The sequence below is a fragment of the Taibaiella sp. KBW10 genome (assembly GCF_003852495.1).
Classification (GTDB): Bacteria; Bacteroidota; Bacteroidia; order Chitinophagales; family Chitinophagaceae; genus Edaphocola.
On the sequence record NZ_QAJI01000003.1, the window covers coordinates 653,539 to 671,370 of the forward strand.

The 17,832-nt window shown below is 43.8% G+C and carries 10 protein-coding genes; 3 read left to right on the forward strand and 7 right to left on the reverse strand.

What is annotated here, in order from left to right:
* Nucleotides 1–118: 118 nt before the first annotated feature.
* From smc to DBR32_RS07145, 5 genes are all read right to left on the reverse strand, one after another.
* Nucleotides 119–3,649, reverse strand: a complete 3,531-nt coding sequence (gene smc / locus DBR32_RS07125) for a chromosome segregation protein SMC (protein ID WP_124635596.1) — start codon at nt 3,647–3,649, stop codon at nt 119–121.
* Nucleotides 3,650–3,754: 105 nt separating this feature from the next.
* Complete coding sequence (locus DBR32_RS07130) at nt 3,755–6,397, reverse strand: tetratricopeptide repeat protein (protein ID WP_124635597.1); 2,643 nt, start codon at nt 6,395–6,397, stop codon at nt 3,755–3,757.
* A gap of 185 nt (nt 6,398–6,582) precedes the next feature.
* Nucleotides 6,583–9,948 (reverse strand): T9SS type A sorting domain-containing protein, encoded by a 3,366-nt coding sequence (locus DBR32_RS07135; RefSeq protein WP_124635598.1) that lies wholly within the window; start codon nt 9,946–9,948, stop codon nt 6,583–6,585.
* A gap of 222 nt (nt 9,949–10,170) precedes the next feature.
* Nucleotides 10,171–11,526, reverse strand: a complete 1,356-nt coding sequence (locus DBR32_RS07140; RefSeq protein ID WP_124635599.1) for a peptidylprolyl isomerase — start codon at nt 11,524–11,526, stop codon at nt 10,171–10,173.
* Nucleotides 11,527–11,574: 48 nt separating this feature from the next.
* On the reverse strand, nt 11,575–12,231 hold the full coding sequence (locus DBR32_RS07145) for a porin family protein (RefSeq protein WP_124635600.1): 657 nt from the start codon (nt 12,229–12,231) through the stop codon (nt 11,575–11,577).
* Between the two features lie 114 nt (nt 12,232–12,345).
* Between DBR32_RS07145 and DBR32_RS07150 the strand changes: the two genes are divergently transcribed.
* The 3 genes from DBR32_RS07150 to DBR32_RS07160 all read left to right on the forward strand — a co-directional run bounded on the left by DBR32_RS07150 (nt 12,346) and on the right by DBR32_RS07160 (nt 16,009).
* Nucleotides 12,346–14,964, forward strand: coding sequence for a valine--tRNA ligase (locus DBR32_RS07150; protein WP_124635601.1), 2,619 nt, complete (start codon nt 12,346–12,348; stop codon nt 14,962–14,964).
* An 88-nt stretch (nt 14,965–15,052) separates the two neighbouring features.
* Nucleotides 15,053–15,538, forward strand: a complete 486-nt coding sequence (locus DBR32_RS07155; RefSeq protein ID WP_124635602.1) for a hypothetical protein — start codon at nt 15,053–15,055, stop codon at nt 15,536–15,538.
* 9 nt (nt 15,539–15,547) lie between these two features.
* A complete protein-coding gene (locus DBR32_RS07160) occupies nt 15,548–16,009 on the forward strand; it encodes a protein-disulfide reductase DsbD domain-containing protein (RefSeq protein WP_158605934.1) in 462 nt (153 codons plus the stop codon).
* A 57-nt stretch (nt 16,010–16,066) separates the two neighbouring features.
* On the opposite strand, the gene DBR32_RS07165 is transcribed toward DBR32_RS07160, so the two are convergent.
* Together DBR32_RS07165 and DBR32_RS07170 are read right to left on the reverse strand one after the other, a co-directional pair.
* Nucleotides 16,067–16,909 (reverse strand): isoaspartyl peptidase/L-asparaginase, encoded by an 843-nt coding sequence (locus DBR32_RS07165; protein ID WP_124635604.1) that lies wholly within the window; start codon nt 16,907–16,909, stop codon nt 16,067–16,069.
* Between the two features lie 8 nt (nt 16,910–16,917).
* Nucleotides 16,918–17,826 (reverse strand): cyanophycinase, encoded by a 909-nt coding sequence (locus tag DBR32_RS07170; protein WP_124635605.1) that lies wholly within the window; start codon nt 17,824–17,826, stop codon nt 16,918–16,920.
* Nucleotides 17,827–17,832 lie beyond the last annotated feature (6 nt).

A 17,832-nucleotide genomic window follows, 5' to 3' on the forward strand; every position in this document is an offset into this window, starting at 1 on the left:
TTTCAAATTTGCCGCTAAAAATATAATTTTATGTTAAGAAAAGCAAGAATTTGACAGAAGAATAAAAAAAGCAGCCGCTCTAAATGAGCGGCTGCTTTGCCTAAGAAGGAATATATCGTTAATTTAAACTTCTGAAATCGACAGGAACCAGTTTACTCACCCCTGCTTCCTGCATAGTAACCCCATAGATCACATCTACGGCAGACATGGTCTGCTTATTGTGGGTTACAATGATAAACTGTGAGTTATCGCTGAACTTACGGATCATCTGTGTAAACTTGCCCACGTTGGCATCATCTAAAGGTGCATCGACCTCATCGAGGATACAGAAGGGCGCCGGTTTGATCAGGTAGATTGCAAATAAGAAGGCCGTTGAGGTTAAGGTCTTCTCTCCTCCGGAAAGCTGCGTCAGCGTACTGGGTCGCTTTCCTTTAGGTTGTGCGTAAATCTCAATCCCGCTGTCGGCCAGGTTGTTTTCATCGGTCAGCCTCAGATCGGCATTATCCTCTTCAGTAAACAGGGCTTTGAATACGTGTACAAAGTTTTCCCGTACTTTATCGAATGTTTCTTTAAAACGTGCGTTGGCCGTGTTTTCCACCTCTTCAATTGTTGCCAGCAAGGTGTTTCTGGCTTCTTCCAGATCTCCTTTTTGGTCCATGATAAAATCATGGCGTACTTTCATTTCCTGGTAAGCCTCGATCGCCGTAGGATTTATTTCCCCGATGTTATCCAGGCGTTTTTTGAGTTTCTCTGCTTCGGCATTCAATTCCTCTACCGTCAATTCATTGGCACGGGCCTGCTCCAGCACTTCATCCAGGTCTACTTTAAATTCTACATGCAATCGCTCTTTCATTCCGGCGAGTTGCAGTTTCATTTCGTTTAATTTCTCTTTGATAGAAGACAAAAGCGTATCGGCATTATCCCGTTCTCTGCGTTGGCGGCTGATGCGGCTTTCATGTTCACTAATGCTGTTGCGTAAAGCATAATACAAACGGTCTTTCTCACTCAATGATTTCTCATCGGTCTCTTTTTGTTTTAAGAGATCATACAGTTCATTGTCTCCAAAGTGCAGCTTACCGCTGGTATCGCTGATCTGTTGCGCGGTTTCTTTTAACTGGCCTCTATTATTGGTTACCTGTACCTCCAGGTCTTTTACCTGATTACTTTTAAAGTTATATTCCTGCCTCAGGTTTTCGATCTTGCTTTGCTGACGGGTATATTGCAGGTTTTGATTATTGTATTGTTGGGAAGCCATATTAAAGTCCGCTTCTACCATTTGAAAGTCGGTTTCCGCAACCTTAATCTGATCTAAGAGTTTTTGCAAGTGTTCGTTGATCTCATCTAATTCTTCTTGTTTATCACTTACATTTCCACGGGTATCGGCCAGCTGCTCTTCGATATCCTGAATACGGCTAATGCTGTTCTGATCCAGTTGTTCCAAATGTTCTGCCTTATTATTCAGGCTATAAACCTGGTTTTGCAGTTGGTTGATCGCAACTTTAGACTGATCAATTGCTTTATCGTTCAGGGTTTCATTGTATCCCGATATTTCCAGTTTCTTCTGATCAATCGCCGCTTTCAGGGATTCTGTACTTTGCCTCAGCGTTTCAATCTCGTTTTCTAAGCGCTCCAGGTTTTTGGCACGGCCTATTTTATTACCTTCAAACTTTCCTACAGAACCACCCGATAAGGTATAGGTACCCTTGAGTATGTTTCCTTTTTTATTGATCAGCACAATGCCTTGCGGCACCTCTATTGTAGCAATATCTACCGTTTCTTCTGCGACATATACATTACTTAATAAATGCGCTGCCAGTGCCTGGTAGGGTTTATCTACAGTCACTACCTCTAATGCTTTTACCAATCCTTCAGCAGCAAAGTCCAGCGGTTTTTCCACCACTTTTAATGCATCCAGGATAAAGAAGCTCGCCTTCCCTTTTTGGTGTTCGTCCAATAAGGAGATGGCTTTCTGAGCCTCGGCGACATCGGTCACGACGTAATAGTTCAAATAGCTGTCTAATACATTTTCCAATGCTAAGCGATAGGGTTCATTCACCAGAAACACATCTGATAAGATCGGTGCTTTGCTGCCCCAGGCTTTGTTTTTGTTCAGAAATTTAATGCTTTCGGGATATCCTTCCAGGCTATTCACTAAAGATTGCAAAAGATCGTGTTCATTTCTTTTGGCATCCAGTTTCCTGTTTTCCGCTACGGATTGTACCCGCAATTGTTCCAGGGCTTCCTGGTTATGCAGGATACGTTCTTTGACTTCTTCCTGTTTGGCAATCAACTCTTGCAAAGCCCCCTGCTGATCGATCAATTGTTCTTCCAGTTGTTTCTTTTCCGTCTGAATCGCCTGCAATTGGGTATGACGCTGTGTCTTATCGTCCATCAACTGTTGCAGGCTGCGCTGCAGGTTCACCACAGAGGTATCGGCAACGGCTACAATCTTTTCCGCATCAAATTGTCTGCGTTGGTTTTGCTGAAAGGTATGCCGGTGGGCTTCTAATACTTTTTTCTTTTCGTCAAATGCATCGCGCTTATCATCTAATGAATCCCGGAGGGTTTCCAGCTGGTCTTTAAGATCCTCCAAGCCATCCTGTTCTTCCTGCAGATGGTTTTCGGTAAATTGTATGCTTTCTCTGAGTTGAGCCACCTGTGCATCTGCTCCGGATAAAAATTCGTTTAAGCTTTTTTCGCGGTCTTGCAGATGGTCTAAGCGCTGTGCTGCGAGTTTTTTATCGCCTTCTAACTGGCGTATCCCTGCAAGCAGGTCATTAAAACGTTTTTGCAGCCCATGCAATTCATGTTCCTGTTGGGTCAGTTTTACCTTATTGGCTTCGATCTCCGCCTCATCTCCTGCAAGCGATGCATCGATCTGTAGTTTACGGTCGCTTTCCTTTTCCAACTGATCATTTAAGGACTGGTATTGGCCGTTAAATGCTTCCAGAGAGGCTTTAGCCAACTCCACACTTACCTCTTTATATTCATTCTTAATCTGGTAATAACGTTCTGCTTTTTTCGCCTGGTTTTCCAGCGTACGCAGGTTATTGGTAATCTCAAACAGTAAATCTTCAATCCGGTCTACATCTAATTGTGTGGCTTCCAGCTTGGATTTTGCTTCTTTTTTTCTGGTTTTGTAGATAGAAATACCGGCGGCCTGCTCCAGCATTCTGCGGCGGCTGCCTTCTTTATCTTTTATGATATCGTCTACCATACCCAATTCGATAATGGCGTAGGAGTCATTGCTCACACCAGTGTCCAGGAAAAGGTTATGGATATCCTTGAGGCGGCAGGCAACATCATTCAGGCGGTATTCGCTCTCGCCGCTGCGGTAAAACTTACGGGTTATCGTAACGGTGGTAAACTCGGTGGGTAAAAGATTACGGGTATTCTCAAACGTTAAGGAAACCTCGGCCATACCGCTGGTTGCACGGCTACGCGAACCATTAAAGATCAGGTCTTCCAGGTTATCGGAACGGAGGGCTTTAATCTTATGCTCTCCAATCACCCAGCGAATGGCATCAATAATATTGGATTTCCCGCAACCATTAGGCCCTACAATGCCGGTAATGGGATTGTCCAATATAATCTGGGTTTTATCAGCAAATGATTTAAACCCTTTTATTTCCAGTGATTTTAACTTCACGAATATGAATTATTTATATAAAATGAATCGCAAATTTACAAAAATGAATCAGAACCATCAATTCTGGGCTAAGCCGGTGTGTATACTGCTTTATGCCCCTCTGTACTAAGCCTGCAAAATCGCCTGTAGTTCCGTAAAGGCGAGGGTACACACTTTATTGAGGTGTTTGATCAGGGTGGGCAGCACTTCCTGCTGGGCTTCTGCAGCAGCATGTTCGATCAGGTAGATATTACTGACTTCTTCTTTGATGCCCATATAACTCATCTGCGGTTTTAAAGAATGCGCCGCTATTTTCATAACAGGATAATCTTTATGATCCAGCGCTTGATTGATCTGGTTAATGAGCTTCGGGCAATTATCCAAGAACATAGAGATGTATTTATTGCGCTTCTCCACATTACCGCCCGTAAACTGTTTCAGAAACTGCATATCGGTTACCTGATCGGGTAAGTGCAGTTTTTTAGAAGCACTATTTTCGGACTCTTTCGGAGCCTGCGATTCCTGTTGCGCCACCAATGCCCTGTTTTCCAACTGATGGCTCATCTTCAATAAAAGCTCCTCTGTCTGGAAGGGTTTAGAGATATAAGCATCCATGCCTTCCTTAAAATAGGTTTTTACATCTTCCTGCAATACATTGGCCGTCATCGCAATAATGCGGGTATGCTTTTTAGGTTCCGGCATTTCCTTACGAATATATCTTGTGGTGCTGATGCCGTCTCTTACGGGCATTTGTATATCCATCAGGATAAGGTCGTAATCTCTTTGCTGCAACTTTTCAATAGCGATATCACCATGCTCTGCAATATCGATCTTAATATCGGGCAGTAGCGATTTCAGCGTTTCTACTGCCACAATCCGGTTAAATTCATTGTCTTCTACCAATAGGATACGGGAACGGTTGAGCGCTGATTTCATTTCTTCCGTCACCAGATTTTCTTTTTTTACCGGGGTCTGTACGGCGGCAATCCCAAAGGGTAGATATACGGAAAAGACGGTACCATGATCCAATTCGCTTTCCACTTCTATACGGCCTTTCATCATATCCACAAGCTGTTTGGAAATCGTCAGTCCTAAGCCCGTGCCGCCAAACTTACGGGCGGTATCGCTACCCGCTTGTGTAAAGCTTTCGAAAATACTATTGGTGTACTGTTTGGAAATCCCGATACCGGTATCGGATATGTCAAAGCGGATATGTATTTTATCATTTTTGACCGCCGATGTGGTCAGCTTGATTTGCACATCTCCTTTTTCGGTAAATTTAATCGCATTGCCGACAAGGTTTACCAGAATCTGGTTAAGCCGCGTCGGGTCGCCGACCAAACGGTCAGGGATATCTTCTGCAATCGTGACTTCAAATCCCAGGTGCTTTTCTTCGGCTTTTAAAGCCATCATCTCCCGGGTACTGTTCACGAGGTCTCTTACCGAGAAGTCGATATGTTCAATAATAATTTTATTGGCCTCTATTTTCGATAAATCCAGGATATCGTTGATAATCACCAAAAGGTTATCGGCACTTTGCTGAATAACGTTGAGATATTTCTTTTGTTCTTCGGTTGGCTGCTTGTCGAGCAACAGCCGGGTGATGCCCACAATAGCATTCATGGGCGTACGGATCTCATGGCTCATATTGGCCATGAACTGTTGTTTTAAGGCCGCAGTACGCTCTGCCACTTCTTTCTCTTTCTTGGCAACTTCGATCTTATTTTTAATCTGAAGGTTGCGCAACTTGTTGTAGGTATTCTGATGAAAGATCTCTTCTTTAAGCTTTTCATAAGCCTTCATATGCTCATAAGCCTTGGGCACATCGTTCAACTCATCAAACAATTGCGACATCTTTTCGTGAATACCCAGGATATCCTGCCTGCGCAAAAACTCTTCCGCAAGGTATAAGCTTCGCTCAAAATAGGCCAGGGATTTAGAAAACAAAGACTGTTCTTTGTACATACAACCCAGATAATATTCCGATAAGATCTCACACTCTACATTAGCAAATTCCTGTGCCTGTTCTAAAGCTATATTCAGAAAATAAGACGCTTTTTCATAATCATTCATTTTAAAATACACCTTACCTACCCCACTATTCGCAAGGGCTTTGGCGGGCGTATTATCGTCGGTCAGGTTTTGTGTGCGTTTAAAATAGTCTAAGGCCTGTGGAAATAGTTCTTTTTTAAAATAGATATTCCCCAGGGTATTGTAGATACTCGTCAACCGCACTTTATCATCATCTTTCTCAAAGATAGGTAAGCATTTTAAGGCATATTCCAGCGCTGGATCATAATCGGCCAGGTCTAAATACAGGTTTGCAATATTGGTCAGGTTGATCGACTGATTAATGACATCGCCTAAAGATTCATTGATCTCCAGTGCTTCTTCAAAGTGTACTAAAGCGTTAGAGATATCGCCCAGTTCCCGGTAGATGCGGCCGTAATTATTGAGTGCTTTTGCTTCCAGGGACTGATCATTAATCTCCCGTGCTATGGAATAGGCTTCAGCCAGTTCATCTAAACCATCTTCATACTCTCCTTTTATCCAAAAGCAGGCGCCCTTATGATTGTATGCATTGCCAATCCCTTTAGCATAGCCGATCTTCTCGGAGCGTTCCATGATCTCATCTGCTAAAACCAGGGCCCTTTCCACATCTTCTGTTCTTATTTCTAAGGTAATATCGGAAAGCACATCTATTTTTTCTTCTTCTGTTAGGGCCTTTCGATATTTTTCCTGGAGCTGTATGAGTTTGGGTGTATCCATAGTAATGATAAAATATTGGTCTTAAAACGATTGTGCTAATTTAACCTAAAAGAATGAGTTTTATAGTTAAGATTGTTTTTAGCTGAGCAAAAAATAAGCACAGCAGATTGTATATAAAAGTACAAGACCCGCATGAGCGGGCCTTGTACTTATTAAGCTATTTAAACCGTATGTAATATACGATTTTATTTTACTACTTCAAACTTCCTGCTGGTCGTTCCTTCTGCAAACTGTATGCGTATGTTATACATACCGCTGGCCAGATGACGCACATCAATCATTTGTTTTGCATTCGTGTTTTGTACTGTTTGGGTATACACTTCCTGTCCCAGGAGATTGTAGATCTTAATGGCTTCCATTTTCAATCCACTCTCGTTTTCAAGGGTCAGGCTGTGTTGGGTAGGATTAGGATATAATTTAAGCGCGGTTGCACTCAGATTAATATCTCTAATACTATTGGGCTGAACCGTAACTAATTTATTAAGGGTTACACTGCCACAGGCATTCGTCAAAGTCACTTCTACCGTAAAGGTGGTATTGGTGGTAACGTTGAATGTATGTGTCGGATTGGCTGTGGTAGCCAGTGCAGAATTATCCCCAAAATTCCAGGAATAACCGGTTATATTTTGCCCGTTTGAAACGGAGAACCCAAAGGTCGGGGACGAACCTGTTACGACAATAGCATCTGCACTCGGCAATGGCGTAATACTTACCGCAATGGTATCAGTAGCTTTACAGCCGGCAGCATTAGTCACCGTTACCCAATAGGTACCGGCAGTAGTGACATCGATCGTTTGTGCCGTCGCGCCAACGCTCCATAGATATCCTGCGCCTGCATTACCTGCATCCAGGATGAGGGTGGCATTACTACAGATGGCGGTGTCTGCACCTAAATCGACCTCTGGTACCGGTAACAAAGTAACATTAATCGTATCTGCTTTTATACAGCCTGCTGCATTGGTTACTTTTACCCAATAAGATCCCTGCGCCAGCACATTGATCGTTTGTGCCGTAGCACCGGTACTCCACAGATAAGATGCACCTGCATTACCTGCATTCAGGGTTAATGTAGCATTCGTACAGATGGATGTATCATTGCCTAGGGCAACTACCGGCGCAATACCTGCAGTTAAGACAATTGTATCGGTAGCAAAACAGCCTCCTGCGTTCGTTACCTTAACCCAATACGTACCTGCTGCAGTTGCTGCAATCGTTTGGGTTGTGGCACCGGTGTTCCACAAGAAAGCGGCACCAGCATTACCCGCATTTAAGGTAGTCGTTGTTGCCGGGCAGATCGTGGCATCAGGACCAAGATTCACAACCGGATTCACACAGGTTACTGCATCAATAGAGAAGTTATCAAATGCTAAATCAAAGTCTCCTGCGGTACGGGTTGCTTCAATCCTGATCTTCACATTAGCTCCTGCATAGGCAGCCAAAGGATAAGCCAGGTTCTGCCATGCATTTGTTGCCGGCATGGGTAAGGAGTCAATTTGCGTATAAGATTGTCCGAAATTGGTTGAAAGCAATACCTTAAAGTAGCCGGAACCAGCAGCGACAGCTGCATAAGGAGCAGTATACTGGGAGGCTTTATATTGTACTTTAAAAGAATCTGCTGCGATAACCGGACCCACATTGGTGGTCAGCAGGATACCTGTCGGAACGGTTCCATATAAATTGATGTACACGTTATTTCCAGGATTGCCCGTTACGCCTCTCACAGAACCGATTAACCAATCTGCGGTAGCGGCCCAGCCTGCAGGACCGGTAGCGCCAAATGGCTCTGTCCAAGGTCTTGGTACCAGGTTTTCTGTAGTGAAGGTACCCCCTACAGACCATAAACTTTTATTGGTCGCGGCACATACAGAGCGCACCCAATAATAATAAGTGGTATTGGCCGCTAGCGGGGTAATATTTACGGCAGTAATACCTGCCAAAGTAGTACCACTGGCTGGAGTTGCTGCGGTAGGCGCTGTATTGGTCGTACTATAATAGTATTCATACCCACCTGCCGGAGCAACCGTAGGGGCTGTCCAGGAAATGGTGGTGGCGTTGTTGGTAATGGCATTAGCCTGTACCGCAGTTGGCACACCACAAGAAAGGGCCACAACGTTAATATTGTCTACTGCAGCAGGGGGTTGTATCCCATAACTTTCGTCATTGGTCCATTCCAAGACTACACGTACTGTAGTCCCTGCCAGTGCAGTTGCATTGACAACAAGGTTTTCATGTTGCCAGGTAGTAGATCCGGCATTGCGTCCTTCATCATAATTACCGGCAGCACCTACACCACCTATTTGCAAGGCGCCTGGCGTATTGGCCGGGGTAATGGCCGTTCCGGCAACAGGGTATTGTGAAGTACCGATGACCCATGCACGCATGTAATCATAGTCTTCTTCTCCTTGTCCTTTCCAGTCGAAGGAAAGATTAATATCATTTGTTCCGGGCGGAATTACCACATCTCTGTACGCAAAAGTTACCGAAGGGTTTCCTGTCGCGTATGCATTGGCAGTACCATTATTGTTAGAGACATAGAGTCCGTTACCGGTATTTCCGGTTGCACTTCCTACAAACCATTTATTGGCCTGGGTACCTCCTACAAAAGACCAGTTACCGCCACCGGCAGTAAAGTCTTCCGTCCAGGGTAAGGTAGCCGGGGTTTGGGCGACAGGATGTGTCGTAAATGATATGGTACCCGCATTCCAGGAGCTTTTATTAGCCGCTGCACATACAGAGCGTACCCATACATAATAGGTTGTATTGGCGGCTAAACTGCTTATGTTTGCGGTCGTAATACCTGCACCTACTGCACCGCTCGCGGTTGTAGCAGACGTTGGGGCTGTATTGGAAGTACTGTAATAATACTCATATCCATTTGCCGGTACAGGGGTGGCTGCCGTCCAGGAGATACTGGCACTGGCACTTCCTGTACCAATACCCGTTAAACCGCTGATGGGAAAACAGGTGGGTGCCGCACCCTGACTAATCACTACCTCATCCAGGTATAGCCAATAATCGGCAGAACTGGCACAGGTGGACACAAAACGAACATACATATTCCCCGTAAATCCGGTAGGGAAGGTTACTGTTTTTGTGGCACAAGAAGCGGAAGAGACATGGTTTGTAGCATCTATGGTCTGTACCGTAGTCCAGGGACCACTCGTAGACTGTGCATACTGAACGGTCAATACACCAAAGTCGGCAGGTGCCCCAACAGTAACGGGCGTATACTCTGTTACTTTATAACTATAGCTTAAGGTAATATCCCCTCCATTAGAGCCGGCTAATACAGGTGAGGTATAGGTGGCGCCAAATCCTAAATAGAGATTGGCTCTGGTAGATGCCGTAGCCACACAAGGGGCGGTCGTCGTTCTTTCAAATTCAAATAATCCACTATTTGTCCATGCACTGGTTGTGGGTTCCCAACCATAGTTATAGGCAATTTGTGCCTGCGCCGCAGGTACGGATAATAATGTTGTTGCAGATACCAAAAGCACTTTAGCCGTTCGCTGCCATTGCTCAGATAGCCATCTTGTAATTTTCGTTTTCATGATCTCAAAAATTTAGTAATTCCTACTCTGTTCCGTCTGAATGATACGTTGGGTTTTCGGAAACGCCCATATATTTATTCTCTTCATTGGGTATTCAAAAGTATTAAATTTATCTTAACATCCTGCTAATTAATAACAAAAAGGCCACAAAAGCAAACAGGCAGGGGCTTCAAATGAAGCCCCTGCCTGTTTGTAATACTGATCTTAAAAGATCGAATGCGCTTATTTACTATTGTACATTTTCAGTTCATCGCATGAACTAATATAGTTAGGATCGATCTTGATATAATAACCTTTTGCTTTTTCCTCCAGCCATTTTTTCAGGTAATTCATCTGTTTCAGGCTTAAGGCCGATTTTTGAATGATATTGTAATCATCGTTCAGGTTTAACTGATGCGGAGCCGTTTTAGATTTGATATAAAGAATGCGGCACTTGATGCCTCCGTAAATCGGATCGGTATATTTTGCCGGCTTGCCATATTCACCCACTTTCAATTCTGATACCGCTAAAGCCAAATCTTCAGAAGGAATGTTATCAACACTCAATAAGGTAGAGCCACTTCTGTCCATCACCATACCACCGGAAGCCTTAGAGTTATCGTCATTACCAACTTTGGTCAATGCCTCGTTGAAGGTCAGTTTCGAAGATACTAATAGATTGTAGGTACTGTCTAGTGTAGCCAGCGCTTTGGTAATATCGCCAGAAGTAAATTGAGGGATAACTACGATGTAGCGGATGCTTGCATCATCTCCATTACGGCTTACCATCTGCACAATATGATACCCGAAACTGGAACGAAACACAGGAGATACTTCTCCCGGTTGCAATTTAAAGGTTGCTGCAATAAAACGGCTATCAATATTATTGGATTTTCTATTCAGGTTCATCTCTCCACCGGTTTCCTTTCCGGCATCCTCACTATACAACTGTGCCATTAAAGCAAAGCTCTTACCATCGTCTACGATCTGCTTCCTGATATCCGCAACTTTATCGTAAGTATATGTTTCTACTTCCGGGTTTACAGAGGGTTTCAAAACAATCTCGCCCACCTCTACGGTAGCCGGAATATTACTTCTTCCTTCTTCCGGAATATTTTTATAATAATCTTCAACCTCTTTTGGGGTAATCGTTACATTTTTTATCACTTCCTGATACATTCTGGAAGAAACCATCTGGTCTCTGATCGGCTCGCGATAATCGTCTTTAATCTGATAGAGTGTTTTGTTGGTCGCACGCTCCATCGCTTCTTTGTTACCGCCAAATTCGTATTGCAGGATATCTGCTATTTTATTTTCAAGGTTCGCTTCTACTTCCTCTTTAGTCACGAGAACACTATCCCTTGCGGCTTGTGCTACCATTACTTTTTCTGCGATCATATCTCTCAGGAAGCCACATTTATCGCTTTCCGGGGTTTCCGGCATGTCTTTTTTCTGGCCTAAATAGCGCGCTCCGATATCGGACTGTAGAATAATTTTATCCCCTACTACCGCTAATATTTTATCCGCGTGCCGGGTTTGTGCTTTTGCACCTAAAAAGGCCGTCAAAGCACATAAAATTAGTATTGATTTCTTCACCATAAGGCTGCAAAGATAAGTTTTTGTATTTTGAATTAAATAATAAAAAAATTACAGGTAATAAGCTAATCTCAAGGCAAACAGGTTGTTCCGCTGCCGCTGATACCCGCTAAAATCTTCCGGCACATTTTCGGCCGTTCTGATCGGAGTAAGGGAGTATTGATAGCGCAAATTGACGAGCATTCTCTTACCTAAACGGTAGCCGGCGCTCAGAACGTATTCCCACTCGTCTTTTTTAAAAGGAAATTTTTCCGGGTCAAAGGAAACCCAGCCATACAGGCTTCTGTAGCGCTCTTCTGAACGGATCAGCCGGTTGTACGAAATACCTGCTCCAAACAATACATTGGGCAGGGCTTCATAATGCAGTAAAAGGGGAATCTCTATATAATCTAATTTCATCTGGTATACCATCAGATAAGGCCCGGCAGTTGAACTCCATTCCCGTGCATACCGGGAACCTTTTTGGGCATAGAGCAATTCCAGGTTTATATCCAATTTCGGACTAAGCGCCACATAAGAAGACAAACCACCATTCAGCCCCACTTTATGCACACCGGCATCCCGGTCGCCATCTACCTGAGAGAAATTGCCTCCGGCGATAATACCTCCTCTAAACCTTTGTTCATTCCAATAAGTACCTTCCTGCGCATGCACCTCAATACCAGATAACAAACAGATCAAAAAACCAAGATAAAAGCCCCTTTTCATATATTTATACGCATTAAAAATCCATTACAAATTTACACATTCATTTATCGCCGCGAAATCTTTATTTTTGCATACTTTCATATACGTCAAAAACAATCATATTATTATCTATAAATGGAACTTAGTAAGAATTATCAGCATATAGCAAACGAAACCAAATGGTACACACATTGGAATGATAAAGGATATTTTAACTCTACGCCTGACGAAAGACCGGCATATACCATCGTCATGCCCCCACCCAATGTAACGGGGATTTTGCACATGGGCCATGCCCTGAACAACAGTGTACAGGATATTTTGATTCGCCGTGCCAAAGCTAAAGGCTTTAATACTTGCTGGGTACCCGGTACAGACCACGCCTCTATCGCTACAGAAGCAAAGGTAGTGGCAATGCTGGCCGATATGGGTATTGATAAAAATACGCTTTCCCGCGAGGAATTTTTGAAATATGCCTGGGAATGGAAGGAAAAATACGGTGGCATCATCCTGCAACAGCTTAAAAAATTAGGTTGTGCACTGGATTGGAACCGTACACAATTTACGATGGACCCGGCCTATCATCAGGCGGTCATCAATGTATTTGTAGACCTGCATCAAAAAGGGAACATCTATCGTGGTGCCAAGATGATCAATTGGGACCCACAAGCCAAAACAGCTTTGAGTGATGAAGAGGTACTACATAAAGACACCAATTCCAAACTGACCTATCTGCGTTATCAGATCGAAGATAGTGATGAGTATATTACCATTGCAACGGTACGCCCTGAAACCATCATGGGAGATACCGCGATCTGTGTACACCCGGAAGATCCGCGTTATGCACATCTTCGGGATCAGTATGCCATTGTGCCGCTGATTAATAAACGCATCCCGATCATTTTTGATGAGTATATCGATATGGAGTTTGGTACCGGTGCTCTAAAAGTAACACCGGCACATGATATTAATGATTATAATTTAGGTCAAAAGCACCATCTGGAAGTAGTGGATACACTTAATGAGGATGGCACGATGAGCGAAGCGGCACAGATCTTTATCGGAGAAGACCGTTTTGTGGTACGTAAGAAGATTATTGCGGAGTTGGAACAAGCGGGCGCTCTGGTAAAACAGGAAGATTATAAAAACCAGGTGGGCGTTAGTGAGCGCACCGGCGCCGTTGTAGAACCGCGCATTTCTATGCAATGGTGGTGTAAGATGGAAGATATGGCCGCACCGGCACTCCATGCGGTGATGAATGATGAGATTGCTTTTGTTCCGGCAAAATTCAAAAACCTGTACCGCCATTGGATGAGCAATATCAAGGACTGGTGCGTAAGCCGTCAATTGCGCTGGGGACACCGTATCCCGGCATGGTATGCACAGGGAAATATTTATGTAGATGCAGATGTACAGGGCGCTTTTGAACAATACCAACAAGCCTTCCCGGGAGGGCAACTCAGCGACCTGGAACAGGATAATGATGTATTGGATACCTGGTTTAGCGCCTGGTTATGGCCGATGCAGGTATTCGGTTGGGATGCCAACAAGGAAAATAATGCGGAACTGGATTATTACTATCCGACCGCGACTTTGGTTACCGCTCCTGAGATCATTTTCTTCTGGGTAGCCCGGATGATCATGTCTGGGTATGAGTATAAAAAGCAACAACCCTTCCAGCATGTATACTTTACAGGTATTGTGCGGGATAAACAGGGTCGTAAAATGAGTAAGTCTTTGGGCAACTCTCCTGACCTTTTAAAACTTATTGATGATTACGGATCAGATGCCGTAAGGTTTGGCGTGATGATTGCTTCGCCGGCAGGTAATGATATCTTATTTGATGAATCATTCCTGGAGCAAGGCCGCAATTTCAATAACAAAATGTGGAATGCCCTGAAGCTGATCAAGATGTGGGAAGGCAATCAGGAAGCCGATACGCAGGAAACACCTACCCATTTTGCGACCTTATGGATGCAGGAACGCATCAAGCAGGTGGCCATCGAAATTGAAGATCTGTTTAAGGATTTCCGTTTGAGTGAGGCTTTAAAAACCATTTACTCTTTGATCTGGGATGACTTCTGTTCCTGGTACCTGGAATGGATCAAACCGCCTTTCGGAGCAGCTATCAGTACGAAGACTTTAGAAGAGGTGATGGATATTTTCGAACAGTTATTACAACAACTGCATCCATTCATGCCTTTTGTGACGGAAGAGATTTACCATCTGTTACGCACGCAAAAAGAAGATTTAATCGTTAAACAATTACCGGCATACGGAACTGCAGACAAGAATATCCTGGAGCAGGCATCTTTATTAAAACAATTGATCTCCAGTATCCGCGATACCCGTAATAAGCAGCAACTCAAGCCAAAGGACACCATCGAATTGTTGATCAATTCACCTAACGAAGATTTGTACCGCCATATCGGTAAAATCTTAGAAAGACAGGTAAATGCGCCTTCAATCACCCTTACGAAAGAAGCCCCGCAAAACGGTTTTGCTTTAGTTGTGAATACAGAGAAGGTCTATATCATCAGTGATGTAGCGGTAGATGCCGATGCGCAGAAATCCAAGATGGAAGAAGAGCTGTCTTATCTGAAAGGATTCCTGGTAAGTGTAGATAAGAAATTGAGCAACGAACGTTTTGTCCAAAACGCAAAACCGGAGATACTGGAAACCGAGCGTAAGAAAAAGGCCGATGCCGAAGCGAAGATTAAAACATTAGAAGAGAGCCTGGTAAACCTTGGCTAAAGATTTTGTTAATCTCCCTTTGATTATTCGGTATTGACTAAACGCTTATGTATATTTGAGATCCAAGCAGAACAAAATTCTTTTGATCATGACATATATAAAATGGAAACCAATAGGCATTACACTGGCTTTAATTTTAAGTACAGTGGCCATCCTATGGGCCCAAACCGCCAAGCCTGCAAAGGAAGTGAAACGGGGTCAGGCGTATCTTTCCGATAAGACGACCTCAGGGGGCAATATTACGGTAGCAAAATTCCTAGAACTGATTGCCAATCCGATCTATGTAAAGGATGAAGACGGGCAATTTTACCCGACCACTACCTTTGCTTATACTTATGCAGAACGGGGGCTTTTTGAAGATGAAACAGGACGGGCTTTTATCAGTACCGATTATATCAGCAGCAACTGTAATGATAAACTCGATAAGGGAATGGCTTCTGATATGCGGTTTCGTGCCAAGGCAGGTGATACCGCTTTTATAGATCATGTTACCTTTATGGCACCGGCAACTAAAGATGCAAAATCAATGGTGCCGACTAAATGTGGTGGCATTAAATTAATCTTAACTAAGTAAATGTATTGTATGAAATTGTTCCTCAGTATCTGTTTATTCTGGGTTTTGTCTATACCCTCTTTTGCGGGAGACAAAGAAAACCCGGTATCCTGGAAGGTAACAGTACAGGCCACGAATAAAGAACATACCGAATACCAACTTACCGCAAAAGCTACAATTGAGAAAGGATTCCATATCTGGGCATTAGATGCCGGTGGCGATGGTTCGCTGATCAATACTGCGATTGAACTGCAAACGCCTTCTGTGTCCTGGAAATCGGATACATGGGCTAGCGATAAGGAAGCGCATAAAGAAACGCTGGAATTCATTGAAGGTCCGGTCTTTTCTTTTGAAAAATCGGTAAGCCTGACCCGAGTATTTTCTATTGCACAAAAAACAAAAAAAATTAAAGGGACCATTACTTATCAGACGTGTAATGAAAGTATGTGTCTTCCTCCCGAAGATTTTGTCTTTGAACTTGATCTTCCTTAAAACAATAAAGGCTTTTCTTTCGAAAAGCCTTTATTGTTTTATAATGTAATATCTGTCTTATTGAAAAACGCTTGCATTGCTCCCGTCAAAACTGGCAAACACCATGGAAGGATGCGAATCCTGATGGTATATATTAGCCTGGGCATCTATCGCAATAGCTCCTGCAAAGCCATCATAAGGTTTTAACTCTTCAAAGGTTTTGGCAAATGCATCAGACAAGGATTGTCCGTCTGTAACGCGCGTCACAATCTTGGCCGCTACCGCAGCGCTTACAATATCTTCTCCCACTCCGGTACAGCTTACCCCACAAAATTGATTGGCATAATTACCGGCAACCGTAGCCGAATCGGATATCCGTCCGGGTATCTCAAACCCTTTACCACCGGTAGAAGTAGCCACCGCTATTTTCCCATCTTTATCAATGGCCACACAACCCACGGTTCCTGTTCCGGTAGCCTTTAGTTTTGCCTCATATTCGGCTCTGCGTTGTGGGATCTCTGTAGAAAAAGCAGCATACCCATGTGTTCTGGCATACGCTGTCGCTACTTCTCCACCCAGAATGCGGTCGTCTACGCTTTGTAGATCAAGCGCCAAAAGGATCGGATTTTTCACGGCTTCAATATTGATCACGCCACTCATTTTCTGCGTATCTCCATCCATCAGGGCGGCACTCATCCTGATCTTTCCATCACTTTGTATCTGAGAACCGATACCTGCATTAAAAAGAGGATCATCTTCCAGAAGGCTTACGGCATACACCACTGTTTCCACAGCGGTATGCGTTTCTAAATATTGATACGATTGCTTCACTATCGCCAGCAAGGCATCCTGTTTTGCTTTCTTGGTTTCGGCACTGGTAGAGGACTCCGAAAAGAAGCCTCCGTGTATGATTACCTTCATATATGTCTTTAATTATCGTCTACCTCGAATTTACCGATAGAGGTATATTGAGAGGAATGAATCGAGAAGTCGCGGGTTTCCAGGTCATAAGTATCAAACTTACTCATCACATGGGTCACCAGGTTATTGATCGAAATGGGTTGTCCCAATTCAACACTCGTCAAATTGGTATCTTTTATCTGATTGCCATCGACCAGGATAATTAATCCCGAACCGATTGCTTCCATTTGCTTATTGTTTTTGATGAGCAGGCCGGTATCTTCGCCTAGGCCAATGCCCAATACCCATGGATTGCCCACTACGGCTTGAAACAAGCGCCCTATGCGCCCCCGCTCTACGAAATGGGTATCGATAATTACATCATCGATCAAGCCCAGACCACCCGTCATTTTCACTTCACCTTTCAACATGGCTTCGGTACTTGAACCCTGATAAATCATATTATCAGAAGCCGCCGCCGCACCCGCAGAGGTACCGGCATATATAAATTCTTCTGTACGGTATTTCTTGAGTAATAATTTATGAAATGGTGTGCCACCAAGGATAGAAGACAACCGCAATTGATCGCCTCCGGTAAAGAGCACCACATCGGCCTTTTCCAGGCGATCGAGCACTGCCGGATCATTTGCATCACCTCTGGTCAGGATATTCAACACATCGGCATTCTTGGCATTCAAATAGTCAAAGGCCCTTACATATTCCGCACCAACCTCTCCGGGTATCTGAGACGCTGTGGGTATGATTTCTATACGCGAGGATTCCCCATGCTTTGATTCATTTATGATACGCTTCAGGATTCCTTTTTCAAAAAAATTGAGGTTATTCGATACGTTCTGATCGTAACTCACTTCTGTAAAACTTCCTTTGTTAACCGCACCTCCAATTATGACCAGCTTGCCAACAACATCAACATCCATTTCTAT

Excerpts from the sequence above, each read along its gene's own strand:
- DBR32_RS07155 (WP_124635602.1), top strand. The coding sequence starts at position 15,053 with ATGACATATATAAAATGGAAACCAATAGGCATTACACTGGCTTTAATT.
- DBR32_RS07145 (WP_124635600.1), bottom strand. The coding sequence starts at position 12,231 with ATGAAAAGGGGCTTTTATCTTGGTTTTTTGATCTGTTTGTTATCTGGT.
- DBR32_RS07160 (WP_158605934.1), top strand. The coding sequence starts at position 15,548 with ATGAAATTGTTCCTCAGTATCTGTTTATTCTGGGTTTTGTCTATACCC.
- DBR32_RS07150 (WP_124635601.1), top strand. The coding sequence starts at position 12,346 with ATGGAACTTAGTAAGAATTATCAGCATATAGCAAACGAAACCAAATGG.
- DBR32_RS07140 (WP_124635599.1), bottom strand. The coding sequence starts at position 11,526 with ATGGTGAAGAAATCAATACTAATTTTATGTGCTTTGACGGCCTTTTTA.
- DBR32_RS07165 (WP_124635604.1), bottom strand. The coding sequence starts at position 16,909 with ATGAAGGTAATCATACACGGAGGCTTCTTTTCGGAGTCCTCTACCAGT.
- DBR32_RS07130 (WP_124635597.1), bottom strand. The coding sequence starts at position 6,397 with ATGGATACACCCAAACTCATACAGCTCCAGGAAAAATATCGAAAGGCC.
- DBR32_RS07170 (WP_124635605.1), bottom strand. The coding sequence starts at position 17,826 with ATGGATGTTGATGTTGTTGGCAAGCTGGTCATAATTGGAGGTGCGGTT.
- DBR32_RS07135 (WP_124635598.1), bottom strand. The coding sequence starts at position 9,948 with ATGAAAACGAAAATTACAAGATGGCTATCTGAGCAATGGCAGCGAACG.